Below are 15273 nucleotides of genomic sequence, written 5' to 3'. Positions count from 1 at the left end.
CAGTGTTGATCGGTGAGGTGGCACGACGGTCCGAGGTCAGCGCCCGCATGCTCAGGCATTACGAGTCGCTCGGCCTGGTGCGGCCGACGGGTCGTACCAGGGCCGGCTACCGGGAGTACTCCCGTGAGGACATCCGGCGGATCTTCCACGTCGAGAGCCTGCGGTCATTGGGGCTGTCGCTGCGTGAAGTCGGGCGCGCGCTGGATGATCCCGGTTTCACGCCCTCGGAGCTCGTCGACGACCTCATCCGCCAGACGCGAGAACGCATCGCGGCCGAGACGGAGCTGCTCACGCGACTCCATCGGATCGGTGCCGCCGAACCCGCCGGCTGGGAGGGCGTCCTCCAGATCGTCGCGCTCCTCCAGGGCTTGGGTTCGGAGAGCGCGGGGAAGCGCCAGCGCGCGGCCCTGTCCTCGGTCGAAGGGGTTCCGTTGCCGGCGGAGGCTCTGGCCGAGGCGGCCTTGAGCGAGACGGACCCGAACGTCGCCGGAGCCCTCCGATGGGCCCTGGCGCAGTCGGGCGGGGGCGGACTGGCGCGGCTGGCGGAGGGACTCGGCTCACCAGCGGCCGAGGTGCGGAAACGCGCCGTCCAGTCCATCGCCGAGATTCCGGACGGCGAGGCGACCGCACTGCTGCGGGACGCCCTCACCGACTCCGACATCGTGGTCCGCAGGTGCGCGGCTCTGGCACTCGGCGCACGGGGAGTGGCCGACGCGGTCCCGACGCTGATCGACATGATCGTCGACGAGGCGAACGACGCCGATGCGGCCGATGCGCTGAGCGCGTTGGCGACCGACCCCGCGCTGGCGGATCAGATCGCCGCCAGGCTCGTCGACTGCCTCGCCCGCGGCGCCGACGCACCGTCTGTGCGCCGACGGCTGACAGAGGCGCTCGCGGACATCCCGGGGATCACGCCGTCACGTGCCCTCGCGGACCTGTCACATGACGAAGACCGTGCCGTCGCGCTTACCGCGATCTCCATCCTCAGGCTGCGCGACGCACGCGCCCGGGAGGAGCCGTGACTTCGTCCGCGGCGGCGTTGGCGTTGTCACGTCCCGGCCGGTCGGATGGTGTGGCGGCGCGGGATCAGCAGGGTGGGGACGAGTGCGATCGCGGCGCATGGCCAGGTAACCAGCACCGGCGAGCGGCACGGACGGCCCGGTGACTCGCGGCCTGCCAATGCGCCCAGGCCGATCCAGCCGGTAGATGGCTGACGATCGAGCACACTACGTTGGATCTCATGACTACCGTCCTTCTTGTCGCGGCTGCGGTCTGCCTGGCAGGCGGCGTCATTGCTGTGTGCGTGTTGCAGGTCATGGCCACCACGCGGTCGCGAGCGATTTCCCGGCCGGAGCAGTCCAGGGAGCCCGCGTGGGCCGCAGCCGAATACAAGGAGGCGACCGCCCGCGCGAGCGGATCCGGTGAACATGGCGAGAACTCGGCCTCTTCCGACATCGGTATGGCGACGAGTCGTGGTGTGGTTTCCGGTGTTGCCGCAGCGTCGGCGGATCGTGACGGGGCTCCGCGATCGCTTCGGTTCTCGTCCGGTGTGCGCAGGAGATGGATGATCGGTCGTGAGACCATAAAGACAAGATTTCTTCTCGGCATCACCGCCCTTGGAGGCTGGGCTGCAATACCGATCATGATGTTTCTTGCCTTTGTGGGGCAATCTCATCGGCTCGCCCTGACCGATGAGTTCGGTGATCCCGAATCTGGAGGCAATGGGTGGGCGTGGGCCATGGCAACGCTGGCCATGACGACTGTGGCCGGGGGAATGATCGCGGTGGCCGCGGTCGATGCTACCCGTACTCTGCGTGATAGCAGCTTAAGGCCGGGGCAAGCGCAGAAGATCAGCTATGCGGTGAGCATCCTGCTGAGCGTGCCTATGTGGATCTTCGGCGGAATTATCAGTATCGGTTCGATGATCAACACAAATGATTGTGGCTCGGGTGCTGCAGCGCCATGCCTGGACCACCCTGGCCTTATTCTTTACTTGCTGTTCGTGGTATGTCTGGTATTGCCGACTCTGCTCCTGGTGGTTGCGCTTTGGTTGGGTCGACGTTCACGGATATGCGCACTTCTTGCGCCGCCCCTTATTTTCTGTGTTTACTTCCTGGCAATTCACTTGCACCTACCACATGTAGGTTTTGGTGATACCACCGAATGAAGCCTGCTGATCATGCCGCCGCGGAACGAGAACAGGGTGACCGGCGGATGGTGCTACGGATGATGACCGTCATCTGCGGCGGCCTGCGCGCGGAGCCGCGCCGGCGAGGGGCCTGAGCTCCGGTGTTCTCGGGCGGCGTACGGGGGAAGGTCGTTGGGGCCATGCGGGGGTTGGGCTGCGTGGCGGTGCTCGCTCAGAGCGAACGACCTCCGGGAAATAGATCACGGCTCTCCTTTCTTGAGTGTGAGTGACTCAATCTTTGGAGGCCTGATGAGCAAGACCGTCACCCTGCCGGTGCTGCCCCTCGACGACGAGGTCGTGCTGCCCGCGATGGTCGTGCCGTTGTCTCTTACGGACGATGAGGTACGAGGCGCCATCGAGACGGCGCGCACCACGGCGCCGGGGACGCCATCGGACAACGAGGATGACAAGCCGCAGGTGCTCATCGTGCCTCGGCTGAACGGGAAATATGCGGCCGTCGGCACCCTGGCGGTCATCGAGCAGATCGGCCGGCTGCCGGGCGGCGACCCCGGGGCCGTCGTACGCGGTGTGGCGCGGGTGCGCATCGGCACCGGTACGTCCGGTCCGGGCAAGGCGCTGTGGGTCGAGGGCACCGTGGCCGAGGACACCGGCCTCGGCGCGCGGGCCGGCGAACTGGCCAAGGAGTACCGGGCCCTGGTCGTCGGCGTGCTGGAGAAGCGCGGTGCCTGGCAGGTCATCGACATGATCCGCCAGATCGAGGACCCGTCGGTGATGGCCGACCGCTCCGGCTACGCGTCCTACCTCGACGCCGAGCAGAAGGTGCGGATCCTCGAGACCACCGACGTGACCGAGCGGCTGGAGCTGGCGATCGGCTGGACCCGCGAGCACCTGGCCGAGCTGGACGTCGCCGAGACGATCCGCAAGGACGTCGAGGAGGGAGTGGAGAAGCAGCAGAAGGAGTTCCTGCTCCGCCAGCAGCTCGCCGCCATCCGCAAGGAGCTGGGCGAGCTCAGCGGCGACCCCTCCAGCGAGGAGGAGGACTACCGCGCCCGGGTGGAGGCCGCCGACCTGCCGGAGAAGGTGCGCGAGGCCGCGCTGAAGGAGGTCGACAAGCTCGAGCGGACCGCCGAGCAGTCGCCCGAGGTCGGCTGGATCCGCACCTGGCTCGACACGGTCCTCGACATCCCGTGGAACGAACGGACCGAGGACGCGTACGACATCGTCGGTGCCAGGGAGGTCCTCGACGAGGACCACACCGGGCTCGACGACGTCAAGGAGCGCATCGTCGAGTACCTCGCCGTGCGCAAGCGGCGGGAGGACCGCGGGCTCGGCGTGATCGGCGGACGGCGTTCCGGCGCGGTGCTGGCCCTCGTCGGCCCGCCCGGGGTCGGCAAGACGTCGCTCGGCGAGAGCGTCGCACGCGCGATGGGGCGCAAGTTCGTCCGCGTCGCGCTCGGCGGCGTACGGGACGAGGCGGAGATCCGCGGCCACCGCCGCACGTACGTCGGGGCGCTGCCCGGCCGGATCGTGCGCGCGATCCGCGAGGCGGGCACGATGAACCCGGTCGTCCTCCTCGACGAGATCGACAAGGTCGGCGCCGACTACCGCGGCGACCCGACGGCCGCCCTGCTCGAGGTGCTGGACCCGGCGCAGAACCATACATTCCGCGACCACTACCTCGAGGTGGAGCTCGACCTGTCCGACGTGGTCTTCCTGGCCACCGCCAACGCCCTGGAAACGATCCCCGGCCCGCTGCTGGACCGCATGGAGCTGGTCTCGCTCGACGGCTACACCGAGGACGAGAAGGTCACCATCGCCCGCGACCACCTGTTGCCGCGTCAGCTCGACAAGGCGGGCCTGACCGCCGAAGAGGTCACGGTCGGTGAGGACGCGCTGCGGCTGCTGGCGGGGGAGTACACCCGTGAGGCGGGCGTACGGAGCCTGGAGCGGTCGATCGCGCGGGTCCTCCGCAAGGTCGCGGCGAACGTCGCACTGGAGACCGCGACCCTGCCGGTGTCGGTGGGTGCGGACGACCTGCGCGACTACCTCGGGCGGCCCCGGTTCACCCCGGAGACCTCGCTCAAGGAGGAGGAGCGCCGTACGGCGGTGCCGGGCGTGGCCACCGGCCTGGCGGTCACCGGCGCGGGCGGCGACGTGCTCTATATCGAGGCGTCGCTGGCCGACGAGGAGACCGGCGAGACCGGCGTGACGCTGACCGGCCAGCTCGGCGACGTCATGAAGGAGTCGGCCCGGATCGCCCTGTCGTACCTGCGCTCGCGCGGCGCGGAGATGGAGCTGCCGGTCGGCGACCTGAAGAACCGCGGCGTGCACGTCCACGTGCCGGCCGGGGCGGTGCCCAAGGACGGGCCGAGCGCCGGCGTCACGATGACGACCGCCCTCGCGTCGCTGCTGTCCGGCCGGCTCGTACGCTCCGACGTGGCGATGACCGGCGAGGTCTCGCTGACCGGGCGCGTCCTGCCGATCGGCGGGGTCAAGCAGAAGCTGCTCGCCGCGCACCGGGCGGGGATCACCACGGTCCTCATCCCCAAGCGCAACGAGCCGGACCTGGACGACGTGCCGGCGGAGGTGCTGGAGCAGCTGACCGTCCACCTGGCCTCGGACGTCCGCGAGGTGCTCGACTGGGCGCTGGAGCCGGCGACGACCGGGCAGACGGTGGCCGCCTGACAATTTCCTGAATGGCCTGATGGCCGATGACGGCCGGAAGGGCGGTCTCGCGGAGGCGGGGCCGCCTTTTCCGTTTACGCCATGCTTAGGGGTTTCTGCGCGACAATCGGATTCGCTAGGCCAACGGAATCGTGAGGAAAAGTGAAAATGGCGGAACAGGACGAGCACGATCCCCGCGAGGGCGCCACACCGGCCGGGGAGTCGCCGGCCGCACGACCCGGCCCATCCGCCGCGCCGGCCAACGGCGGTGAGACCCCGGCCGCGCCGGCCGGTGGCGGGCAGGCACCGCCTCCGCCGGACCGGCCGGTCGCGCCGGCGCCGCCCGGCCCGGGAGCGCCGCCGCCTCAGGGCGGCGCGCAGACGGATTTCCTGGAGTCCGGCCGCACGGCCCCGCCGTACGTGGAGGGCGCCGCGCCGCCGCCCGGGCCGGGCCGCTGGCGCCGGTGGTCCTCCAACGGGTCGGTGCGGGCCGGCGCGCTGACCCTGGTGGCCGGCCTGGTCGGCGGGCTGGTCGGCGGCGGCATCGTGGCCGCGTTCGACGACGACCACGGCCACGATCGGTCGGTCCAGGTCCGTTTCGGTCCGGGGGGAATCATGGGCCGCGGCTACGGCCACGCCCCGCGTGACTGGGCGCCGCCGAACGGCTGGGGACCGAACCGCCGCGTGCCGCAGCCGGGTCAGCCGGCCACACCGGCCCCGGTGCCTTCCCCGAAGTCGAGCGGCTGACCCCGGTCAGGACGGAGTGAGCCGAAAGACGCGCAGCTCACGCTGGTCGGCGCGCTCGACGTAGGTGTCATAGACCGACCAGATCCGTACGAGCCGCGGCCAGACCTCGGCGCGTTCGGCGCCCTCCAGCGCCTGGGCCGTGACCGGGATGCGGCGGCCCTGGTAGCGGACCTCGGCCCGCGGGTCGGCCAGGAGGTTCACCGTCCAGGCCGGGTGGTGGTCGCGGCCGAAGTTGCTGCCGACGACGACGAACGACCCGTCCTCCTCGGGCAGGCAGATCAGCGGCGTCTCCCGCGGCAGGCCGGTCTTGCGGCCGGTCGTCGTGAGCACGATGCTCGGCAGCACGATCGCCGGCAGCAGGACGCGCCCGCCGGACAGCCGGTGCAGCACCCGGTCGAGCGGCGGCACGACCTTGGGGCCGATCCGGGCGAACCACGGTGCGCTCGCCAGCCTCTGGGCGACCGGCGTGAGCACTCCCTGCAAAGCGCGTACGGGCATCACGAACTCCTTGTGGCTGCCGGGGCCCGTCTCAAGGCCCCGCTGTCCTCCTGCACGGCGCCCGGGCGGCGCCGCCCCGCGTCGCCGGTCGAGGGCCGGATCCGGGCCGGCTCCCTGTTCCGCCTCGCGGCGCGCCGCGGAGGGGGACTTGGAGACCGGCCCCAGGCGCCCGGCACGGGCCGGGCGCAGGTGCCCCGCGGCGACGAGCCAGCGCAGCGTGTCGGCCACGCTCTCCTCCAGCGGGCGGAGCGTCAGGCCGAGAGCGTCGAGCGCGACCGTGTCGTCCGAGGGGACGAGCGTCACCATCAGCTCGGCCGCGTCCCGCGTCAGCGGATACCGGAACCCGTGCACCTTCTTGGCGGCGTCCAGAAGAGTGCCGAGCGCGATCATGAGGCCGCCGGGCAACGGGATCCGGCGGCAGCGGACGCCGGTCAGCGCGTCGCACAGGTCGGCGAACTCCGGCCATCGCACGTAGTGCCCGCCCAGGATGAGCCGCCGGCCGCCCCGGCCGGGCTCGACGCAGCGCGCGAGCGCGTCCCCCAGGTCGCGCACGTCCAGCAGCGACACCCCGCCGGGCGACACCGGCCACGCGATGCCCAGCCCGGCGGCCAGGCCCGCCGGCATCGCGTCCAGGTGGGGCTGGGACGGCCCGAGCACCCCGCCGGGATAGACGATCGTGACCGGCGCGCCGTCGTCCTGCAGGCTCCGTGCGTACCGCTCGGCCTCCAGCTTGGATCGTCCGTACCCCGTGCGCGGCCGTGCCAGGGGAGCGTCGGAGGTGATCATCGGGCCCGCGGGCGGGACGAACACCGCGATCGTCGACGTGTGGATCACCGGGTCCAGGCCGCGGGCCACCGCGCCGCCGACCACGTTGCGGGTGCCGGTGACGTTGACCGTGACCAGGTCCGTGCGGCGGCCCGTGACGCCGAGGGCGGCCGCGGCGTGGATCACCGCGTCGCAGCCGTCCAGCGCGCGGTCGACGGCCTCCTCGTCCAGCATGTCGCCGTGGCACATCTCGGCGTCGCCGGCGTCCACCCCGATCGCAGCGAGGACGCGGCCCGTCCGGCCGGGGTCGCGGACGAGCAGCCGGGGACGGTGGCCGGAGGCGAGGAGCGACTTCACCGCGTGCGATCCGACGTATCCCGAAGCACCGGTGACGAGTACCCGCATGACCTTCAACGTAGTACTCAGTGATCATCCGCCGTCACATACGGGGGCCGAGACGCCTCACATCCGTTACCGGTTTGCAACAAAACGTGTGATCTAGATCTCAATATTGAACTCCGCGTCCCGGGCGGAGCGGGCGCTGTGGTCCGGGGGGCGATGTGTCCACATGCTGGGACGGGCAGCGGGCCCCGTGGCGGCGATCTGTCCGTGTTTTCCCTGGTCAGAGGGGATATGGGCCTTCGTGATCGTTTTCACGCGACCACCGTCCCGGCCCCCGAAAAGCGGAAAACCTGCCTCTCTACCCCCGAATTACGGGCCTCAAACACCGTGATCGAAAAGCGGTCCGAGACGCGGTTTCGGGTTCGCTAAATTCGTAACCCATGTCGCCAGGACATCCGAGCGCACAGCATTCCCCGACCGCCACCGCTACCGAGATCTTGGAGCCTCCCAGAATCGAAGACGGCCGCCAATTGTGGCGCATCGCCCGTGATTCAAAGACCCTCGACCTCAATTCTCCCTACAGCTACGTGCTCTGGTGCCGTGACTTCGCGGCGACCTCCGTGGTCGCCCGGGCCGACGGCGAGATCCGCGGCTTCGTGACCGGCTTCGACCGCCCCGAGGAGCCCGGGACGCTCTTCGTGTGGCAGGTCGCGGTCGAGGAGGACTGGCGCGGCCGCTCGCTCGCGGGCCGGATGCTCGGCCACCTCGCCGACCGGGGCCACCGGTACGTCGAGGCGACCGTGACCCCGGACAACGTCGCCTCGGATCGCCTCTTCACCGCCTTCGCCCGTGATCGCGGCACCGAACTGCGCCGCACTCCGCTCCTCTCCGAGGACCTGTTCCCCGGCGACCACGAGCCGGAGGAGCTCTACCGCATCGGCCCACTGGACGTACCAGCCACGTCAGGAGACAGGTGAGACGCATGGACGTGTTCGAGTCGCACGAGTCCGAGGTCCGCAGCTACTGCCGGGGATGGCCCGCGGTCTTCCAGAAGGCCTCCGGCAGCCGGCTGTACGACGAGGAGGACAACGCCTTCCTCGACTTCTTCGCCGGAGCGGGCACCCTCAACTACGGCCACAATCATCCGCTGCTGAAGGAGAAGCTCCTCGCTTACCTGGCGGACGACAACATCGTGCACAGCCTCGACATGTACACCGTCGCGAAGCGGCGCTTCCTCGAGACCTTCCACGAGGTCGTGCTGGCGCCGCGCGGTCTCGACTACCGGGTCCAGTTCCCCGGCCCGGCGGGTACGACCGCGGTCGAGGCGGCGTTGAAGCTCGCCCGCAAGTACACCGGCCGGGAGACGATCGTCAGCTTCACCAACGCCTTCCACGGCATGTCGCTCGGCGCGCTCGCCGTCACCGGCAACGGCATGAAGCGCGGCGGCGCCGGGATCCCGCTGGGCCACGCCGTGCCCATGCCGTTCGACAACTACCTCGACGGGCGGACGCCGGACTTCCTGCTGTTCGAGCGGCTCCTGGAAGACAGCGGCAGCGGCCTGGACGCCCCGGCCGCGGTCATCGTGGAGACGGTCCAGGGCGAGGGCGGCCTGAACGCCGCCACCCCCGAATGGCTCCGCGGCCTGGCCGACGTGTGCCGGCGCCACGAGATGCTGCTCATCGTCGACGACGTTCAGATGGGCTGCGGGCGCACGGGACCGTTCTTCAGCTTCGAGCAGGCCGGCATCGTGCCCGACATCGTCTGCCTGTCCAAGTCGCTGAGCGGGTACGGCCTGCCGTTCGCCGTGACGCTGCTCAAACCGGAACTCGACGTCTGGGAGCCAGGTGAGCACAATGGAACGTTCCGCGGGCCGAACCCGGCGTTCGTGACCGCCACGGCCGCGCTGGAGTTCTGGAACGGCGAGGGGCTGGAGAAGGAGACCCTCGCCAAGAGCGAGCAGGTCGAGCAGGGTCTCGGCCGGATCGCCGCGGCCCACCCCGAGGCGATCAGCGGGGTCCGCGGGCGCGGCCTCGCCCAGGGACTGGCCTTCACCGACCCCGCGACGGCCACGAAGGTCTGCGCCCAGGCGTTCGACCGCCGCCTGCTGATGGAGACCTCCGGGCCGGAGAGCGAGGTCGTCAAGCTCCTGCCGCCCCTCACCACCACCCCCGACGAGCTCGACGAAGGGCTCGACATCATCGCGGCCTCCGTGGACGCGGTGCTCGCCTGACCAGGAAAGACAAGGCACAACGAAGGGAGACGTCTTGATCGTACGCTCGCTGAAGGAGATCAGCGGCACCGAGCGCGACGTGGAGGCACCCACCTGGCGGAGCCGCCGCTTCGTGCTGGCGAGCGAGAAGGTCGGCTTCTCGATGCACGAGACCGTGATGTACGCCGGCACCGAGACGCACATGTGGTACGCCAACCACATCGAAGCGGTCTACGTCATCGAGGGCGAGGGCGAGCTCGTCAACGACGACACCGGCGAGAAGCACCGCCTCGAGCCCGGCACGCTCTATCTCCTCGACGGCCACGAGCACCACACCGTGCGCCCCCAGACCGACCTGCGGACCGTCTGCGTCTTCAATCCACCGTGCACCGGACGGGAGGTGCACGACGAGAACGGCGTCTATCCACTGATCACCGAGGAGGCCTGACATGATCGAGCACCCGAACCCCGGACCCAACGACCTCTACCCCACCCGTAAGGCCGGCGAGCCCGCCCTGCTCTACCGCACCGACCCCGTGGTGTACGGCGGTCCGGACGACGGGCCCATCGACCCGGAGACCCTGGCCTCGTTCGACGAGAAGGGCTTCCTGACGGTCGACGAGCTGCTCGTCCCCGAAGAGATCGAACGCTACCGCGCCGAGCTGCGCCGGCTGGCCGAGGACCAGGCCGTGCTGCGCGACGAGCGGACGGTCACCGAGCGCGGCTCCGACGAGATCCGGTCCGTCTTCGAGGTGCACAAGGTCAGCGAGGTGTTCGCCGAGCTGGTGACCGACCCGCGCGTGGTCGGCCGGGCCCGCCAGATCCTGGGCTCCGACGTGTACGTGCACCAGAGCCGCGTCAACTACAAGCCGGGGTTCAAGGGCAAGGACTTCTACTGGCACTCGGACTTCGAGACCTGGCACGCCGAAGACGGAATGCCCCGTATGCGCGCTGTAAGCATTTCCATCGCGCTCACCGAGAATTTCGTCCACAATGGTGGCTTGATGATCATGCCGGGATCGCATCGGACATTCGTCTCGTGTGTGGGCGAAACCCCCGACGATCACTACAAGGAGTCGCTGCGCGGTCAGGAGATCGGTACCCCCGACCCCGACAGCCTGTCCATCCTGGCCAACAAGCACGGCATCGATCTGTTCACCGGGCCCGCGGGCTCGGCGACGATGTTCGACTGCAATTGCATGCACGGTTCGAACGGCAACATCACACCGTTCCCGCGGTCGAACGTCTTCATCGTCTTCAACAGCGTCGAGAACACCTGTGAGGAGCCTTTCGCCGCACCGTCCCGACGACCCGAGTTCATCGCCTCCCGAGACTTCACCCCGGTAGGCGGCAGATAACCCCCCCGAGCCTTCGGCGGTGGCCACCCCGGATATCTCCGGGGTGGCCACCGCCGGGCTCTCGGACCTTGGAGACCCCATGACCTCATCACGACGTGACTTCCTCCGTACCGCGGCCGTGCTGGCCGGTGCCGTGCCTCTCGCGGCGGCGTGCTCGACCACCGACCCGGCGAAGGAGCGGTCCGGCGGTGGCACCCTGGATCGCATCAAGCAGCAGGGCTATATCCAGGTGGGCTTCGCCAACGAGTCGCCGTATGACTACATGGACAAGAGCGGCAAGCTGACCGGTGAGGCGCCGGAGCTGGCTCGGGTGATCTTCAAGGAACTCGGCGTCAATGAGGTGCGGGGCGTCCAGGTCGACTTCGGCGGGCTCATCGGCGGCCTGCAGGCACGCCGGTTCGACACCATCGCCGCCGGCATGTCCATCACCCCGGAGCGCTGCGCCCAGGTCGCCTTCGCCGATCCGGACTTCGTCGGGACGACCGCGTTCATGGTGCACAAGGGGAACCCGAAGGGCATCAAGAAGTTCGAGGACGCCGCCAAGCAGAACATCAAGCTCGGCGTGCTCACCGGCGCGGTCGAGGAGGGCTACGCGTCCAAGCTCGGCGTGAAGAAGGGCAACATCAAGACCTTCGCCGACCAGCCCAGCGCGTACGAGGCTCTCAAGGCCGGGCGCATCGAGGCGATCGCCCTGACCCGCATCTCGCTCGCCGACACGCTGTCCAAGCACCCGGGCGCACCGTACGAGATCACCGAGGCGTTCGTGCCGGTGATCGACGGCAAGGAGCAGATCGGCGGCGGCGGCTTCGCGTTCCGCAAGGCGGACACGGATCTGGTCAACGCCTTCAACGGCAAGCTCGCGGAGCTCAAGCAGAACAACCGGCTTCTGCCGATCATCAAGCCGTTCGGCTTCACGCAGGCCGAGCTGCCCGGCAGCCACACCGCCGCCGAGCTCTGCAAGGGCTGATCCGGGGTGTCGGACGTCCTCAGCAGCTACCCGCTGTTGCTCCGGGGCGCGTGGGTCACCATTCAGCTCACCGTGTACGGCAGCGCGCTCGCGCTCGTGCTCGCCTTCGTCTTCGGGCTCATGGGCGGCGCCAGGTCGGTGTGGGTGCGGGCGGTCGGCCGGGTCTACGTGGAGTTCTTCCGCGGCACCGCGACGCTCGTGCTCATGTACTGGCTGTTCTACGCGCTGCCGCTGGTCGGCTTCAGGTTCGCACCGATGTTCGCGGCCGTGCTCGCGCTCGGCCTCAACGTCGGCGCGTACGGCGCCGAGGTCGTGCGCGGCGCGGTGAAGGCGGTGCCGAAGGCGCAGTACGAGGCCACGGTCGCACTCAACATGCGGCCGTGGCAGCGCCTGCGGCGGGTCCTGCTGCCGCAGGCGATCGCGCTGATGCTGCCGCCGTTCGGCAACCTGCTGATCGAGCTGATGAAGGGCAGCGCCGTCGTGTCGCTGATCTCCATCGCCGACCTGATGCTCCGGGCGCAGCAGCTGCGCCAGTCCACCGGCCAGACCACCTCGGCCTTCCTGGTGATCCTGGTGATGTACTTCGTGATCGCCCAGGTGCTCCAGCTGCTCGTGCGTTACCTCGAGCGCCGCGCCGACATCATGCTCGGGCGGCGGCCGGGACGCGCGGCGCGCTCGGCCCTGGAGACCCTGGAGGCGGCCAAGTGATCTGGGACTGGCACTTCGCCGGGAAGATCCTCCCGGACCTGCTGCGCGGGCTGGTCGTCACGATCGAGGCGACGCTGCTCGGCTACGCCGTCGCGCTGGTCCTCGGCCTGCTATGGGCCGTGCTGCGCCGCTCGCCCAGCCGGATCCTCAACCAGGTGGTCCGCTGGGTGGTGGAGTTCATCCGCAGCACGCCGCTGCTGGTGCAGCTGTTCTTCCTGTTCTTCGCGCTGCCCTCGATCGGCCTGACGTTCAGCGCGCTGGTCACGGGCGTGATCGGCCTCGGCGTGCACTACTCCTCCTACACCTCGGAGGTGTACCGGGCCGGCATCGCGGACGTGCCCGCCGGCCAGTGGGAGGCCACGACCGCCCTCAACCTGCCGCGCCGGCGGGTCTGGTTCGGCGTCGTCCTCCCGCAAGCCGTGCGCAAGGTCATCCCGACCCTGGGCAACTACCTCATCGCGATGTTCAAGGACTCGCCGCTGCTGCTGGCGATCACCGTGCCCGAGATGCTGCACAGCGCGTACGAAGTGGGCGCCAAGTCGCTGCGCTTCCTGGAGCCGATGACGATCGTCGGCGTGCTGTTCGTCATCGTCAGCGTCCTGTCCTCCCTCCTCCTGCGACGCCTGGAGTTCCGCTATGGCAACAACTGACCCCGCAGCCGAGGCCCTGCCACCGTCGGAGGACAGCGCCGACGGCATCCGGTTCGAGGGCGTCGTGAAGCGCTTCGGCGACAACGTGGTCCTGCGCGAGCTGGACTTCTCCGTCGCCCCCGGCGAGCGCGTCACCCTCATCGGGCCGAGCGGTTCGGGCAAGACCACGATCCTGCGGCTGCTCATGACGCTGGAGAAGGTGGACGACGGCGTCATCTGGGTGAACGGCCACCCGCTGTCGCACATGAAGCGGGGCCCGCGCCTCGTGCCCGCGGACGAGAAGTACCTGCACCGGGTCCGCAGCGACATCGGGATGGTGTTCCAGCAGTTCAACCTGTTCCCGAACATGTCGGTGCTGCGCAACGTCACCGAGGCGCCGGTGCACGTCCTGAGGTTGTCCCGCGACGAGGCGAACGAGCGGGCCCGTGAGCTGCTGGACCTGGTCGGCCTGGCCGACAAGGCCGACGCTCATCCCGCCCAGCTGTCGGGTGGCCAGCAGCAGCGCGTCGCGATCGCCCGGGCCCTCGCGATGCAGCCGAAGATCCTGCTGCTGGACGAGGTCACCTCGGCGCTCGACCCCGAACTCGTGGCGGGCGTGCTCGACGTGCTGCGCAACATCGCGAACGAAACCGACATCACGATGCTCTGCGTGACCCACGAGATGGGCTTCGCACGGGATGTCTCCGACCGCGTGCTGATGTTCGACAAGGGGCAGATCGTCGAGGAGGGCTCGCCGGAGAAGATCTTCAGCGAGCCGGAGAACCAGCGCACGCAGGACTTCCTGCACGCCGTCCTCGACCAGCACTGATTCGACCAGCGGCCGGTTCCCGCGAGGGCGCGCCGCGGAGACCGCCGGGACGCCGACAGGCTCCCGGCGGTCTCTCATTCCCCGGGGGCCCGCCGCGCGGTGTCGTCGGCCACGGGTGGGGGTTTCGCGTGCAGGCCAGGAGGCGCGGCGCGCCGGGCGTGCATCAGGGCCGTTCCGTCGTCCCGCCGCGCGGTGTCGTCGGCCACGGGTGGGGGTTACCGCGCCGGGGCCTGGCCGCCGGCCAGGAGACGCAGTGCCAGCCGTGCCGACCGGTGGCGTGCGACCCGGGCGAGCGTCGTCTCGCCGAGGGTGATGCGGCAGAACAGGCGCCACCCCCACGGGGTGCGGGTCAGCAGCCGGTGCATCACCCGCGGGCGGCGTTCGAAGGCCGTCAGGAACAGGACCCCGGCCCGCATCTCGCGCGCCAGCGACGAGTCGATCCGCGCCGCGTACGCCTCCTGCGCGTCGGCGAGCTCTCCCCGCGCCGCCCGCGCCGCGGTGCCGCCCGCCATGGCCCCCGACCTGACGGCGAAGGAGATGCCCTCACGGGTCCAGGGTTCGAGCAGGCCGGCGGCGTCGCCGCAGAGCAGGACCCGTCCGCGCCCCAGCGGCGATCCGTGGGTGCGGCAGCGTGTCAGGTGGCCGGACTCGCGGAGGACCTTCTGCTCCCGCAGCCCCTGCTCGCGCAGGAACGCCTTGAGGTAGGCGCGCGTCTGATCGGGCGCGCCCTTGCGGGCGATGACCCCGACCGTGAGGCGCTCGCCCTTGGGGAACACCCACGCGTACGATCCGGGGATCGGCCCCCAGTCGATGTGGATCCGCCCCTGCCACGCGTCGCTCACGCCCGCCGCGTCGAGCTCGACCTCCAGGCCGAGGTCGACCTGGCCGAGCTCCACGCCGACGTGCCGGGCCGTACGGCTGGCGCTGCCGTCCGCGCCGACGACGTAACGCGCGCGCACCGGCCCCTCGCTCGTGGCCAGCTCCACCACGCCGTCCGCCTCGGTGATCGAGGAGACCGTCACCCCGTGCCGTACCGCGGCGCCCCCGGCGACGGCCCTGGTGAGGAGGGCGTGGTCGAAGTCGGCGCGGTCGGTGAGCGACAGGATGCGCGTGGGCGAACTGCGGTGCCGGACGTCCTTCCCGCGATCGCTGAAGGTCGCCGCCACGATCTCCTGCCGCACGGGGACGTCCAGACCGGCGGGCAGCGAGTCGAGCGTGACGCCGATGAGCCCCCCGCCGCAGGTCTTGTAGCGGGGGAACGACGAGCGGTCGAGGACCAGGGTGTTCGCACCGGCCTCGGCGGCCGCGAGCGCCGCGCTGCTGCCGGCCGGCCCCGCGCCGACGATGACGACGTCGTACGGCTCTGATGTCTCGATGCCCCCTGCCACGCCCGTCACCCTATCGAGCA

14 protein-coding genes are annotated in these 15273 nt (G+C 70.0%); 12 read left to right on the top strand and 2 right to left on the bottom strand.

Going from position 1 to position 15273, the window contains the following annotated elements; all coding sequences use genetic code 11:
* The first annotated feature begins 2 nt into the window (after positions 1-2).
* The 4 genes from OG417_RS37415 (at position 3) to OG417_RS37400 (ending at position 5560) form a co-directional block, all read left to right on the top strand.
* Positions 3-1022: a HEAT repeat domain-containing protein gene (locus OG417_RS37415; RefSeq protein WP_329239322.1), complete on the top strand. Its 1020-nt coding sequence runs from the start codon at positions 3-5 to the stop codon at positions 1020-1022.
* Positions 1023-1240: 218 nt separating this feature from the next.
* Positions 1241-2167 (top strand): hypothetical protein, encoded by a 927-nt coding sequence (locus OG417_RS37410; RefSeq protein ID WP_329239319.1) that lies wholly within the window; start codon positions 1241-1243, stop codon positions 2165-2167.
* 270 nt (positions 2168-2437) lie between these two features.
* The gene (gene lon, locus OG417_RS37405; RefSeq protein ID WP_329239316.1) at positions 2438-4834 is read left to right on the top strand and encodes an endopeptidase La; all 2397 of its coding nucleotides are present in this window, start codon (positions 2438-2440) and stop codon (positions 4832-4834) included.
* 147 nt (positions 4835-4981) lie between these two features.
* Entirely contained in the window at positions 4982-5560 is a 579-nt protein-coding gene (locus OG417_RS37400; RefSeq protein ID WP_329239313.1) for a hypothetical protein, read from the top strand.
* Positions 5561-5566: 6 nt separating this feature from the next.
* On the opposite strand, the gene OG417_RS37395 is transcribed toward OG417_RS37400, so the two are convergent.
* On the bottom strand, positions 5567-7228 hold the full coding sequence (locus tag OG417_RS37395; RefSeq protein ID WP_329239310.1) for a nitroreductase/quinone reductase family protein: 1662 nt from the start codon (positions 7226-7228) through the stop codon (positions 5567-5569).
* 434 nt (positions 7229-7662) lie between these two features.
* Here OG417_RS37395 and ectA point away from each other — a divergent pair, with 434 nt between their 5' ends.
* From ectA to ehuA, 8 genes are all read left to right on the top strand, one after another.
* A complete protein-coding gene (gene ectA / locus OG417_RS37390) occupies positions 7663-8142 on the top strand; it encodes a diaminobutyrate acetyltransferase (protein ID WP_329239307.1) in 480 nt (159 codons plus the stop codon).
* A 5-nt stretch (positions 8143-8147) separates the two neighbouring features.
* The gene (ectB, locus tag OG417_RS37385; protein ID WP_329239304.1) at positions 8148-9395 is read left to right on the top strand and encodes a diaminobutyrate--2-oxoglutarate transaminase; all 1248 of its coding nucleotides are present in this window, start codon (positions 8148-8150) and stop codon (positions 9393-9395) included.
* Between the two features lie 34 nt (positions 9396-9429).
* On the top strand, positions 9430-9822 hold the full coding sequence (locus OG417_RS37380) for an ectoine synthase (RefSeq protein WP_329239301.1): 393 nt from the start codon (positions 9430-9432) through the stop codon (positions 9820-9822).
* A 1-nt stretch (position 9823) separates the two neighbouring features.
* On the top strand, positions 9824-10732 hold the full coding sequence (gene thpD / locus OG417_RS37375) for an ectoine hydroxylase (RefSeq protein WP_329239299.1): 909 nt from the start codon (positions 9824-9826) through the stop codon (positions 10730-10732).
* A 79-nt stretch (positions 10733-10811) separates the two neighbouring features.
* The gene (gene ehuB, locus OG417_RS37370; RefSeq protein ID WP_329239296.1) at positions 10812-11699 is read left to right on the top strand and encodes an ectoine/hydroxyectoine ABC transporter substrate-binding protein EhuB; all 888 of its coding nucleotides are present in this window, start codon (positions 10812-10814) and stop codon (positions 11697-11699) included.
* Positions 11700-11705: 6 nt separating this feature from the next.
* Positions 11706-12407, top strand: a complete 702-nt coding sequence (ehuC, locus tag OG417_RS37365; RefSeq protein WP_329239294.1) for an ectoine/hydroxyectoine ABC transporter permease subunit EhuC — start codon at positions 11706-11708, stop codon at positions 12405-12407.
* Positions 12404-13057, top strand: a complete 654-nt coding sequence (gene ehuD, locus OG417_RS37360) for an ectoine/hydroxyectoine ABC transporter permease subunit EhuD (protein WP_329239291.1) — start codon at positions 12404-12406, stop codon at positions 13055-13057. The genes ehuC and ehuD overlap by 4 nt, the downstream gene beginning before the upstream one ends.
* Positions 13044-13865: an ectoine/hydroxyectoine ABC transporter ATP-binding protein EhuA gene (gene ehuA, locus OG417_RS37355; protein WP_329239289.1), complete on the top strand. Its 822-nt coding sequence runs from the start codon at positions 13044-13046 to the stop codon at positions 13863-13865. Before ehuD ends, ehuA begins: the two co-directional genes overlap by 14 nt.
* 215 nt (positions 13866-14080) lie before the next feature.
* On the opposite strand, the gene OG417_RS37350 is transcribed toward ehuA, so the two are convergent.
* The gene (locus OG417_RS37350) at positions 14081-15253 is read right to left on the bottom strand and encodes a geranylgeranyl reductase family protein (RefSeq protein WP_329239286.1); all 1173 of its coding nucleotides are present in this window, start codon (positions 15251-15253) and stop codon (positions 14081-14083) included.
* Positions 15254-15273 lie beyond the last annotated feature (20 nt).

The sequence above is a fragment of the Actinoallomurus sp. NBC_01490 genome (assembly GCF_036227085.1).
Lineage (GTDB): Bacteria > Actinomycetota > Actinomycetes > Streptosporangiales > Streptosporangiaceae > Actinoallomurus > Actinoallomurus oryzae.
The sequence above is the reverse complement of the archived record's forward strand: the minus strand, read 5'-3'. Positions and strand labels throughout refer to the sequence as shown.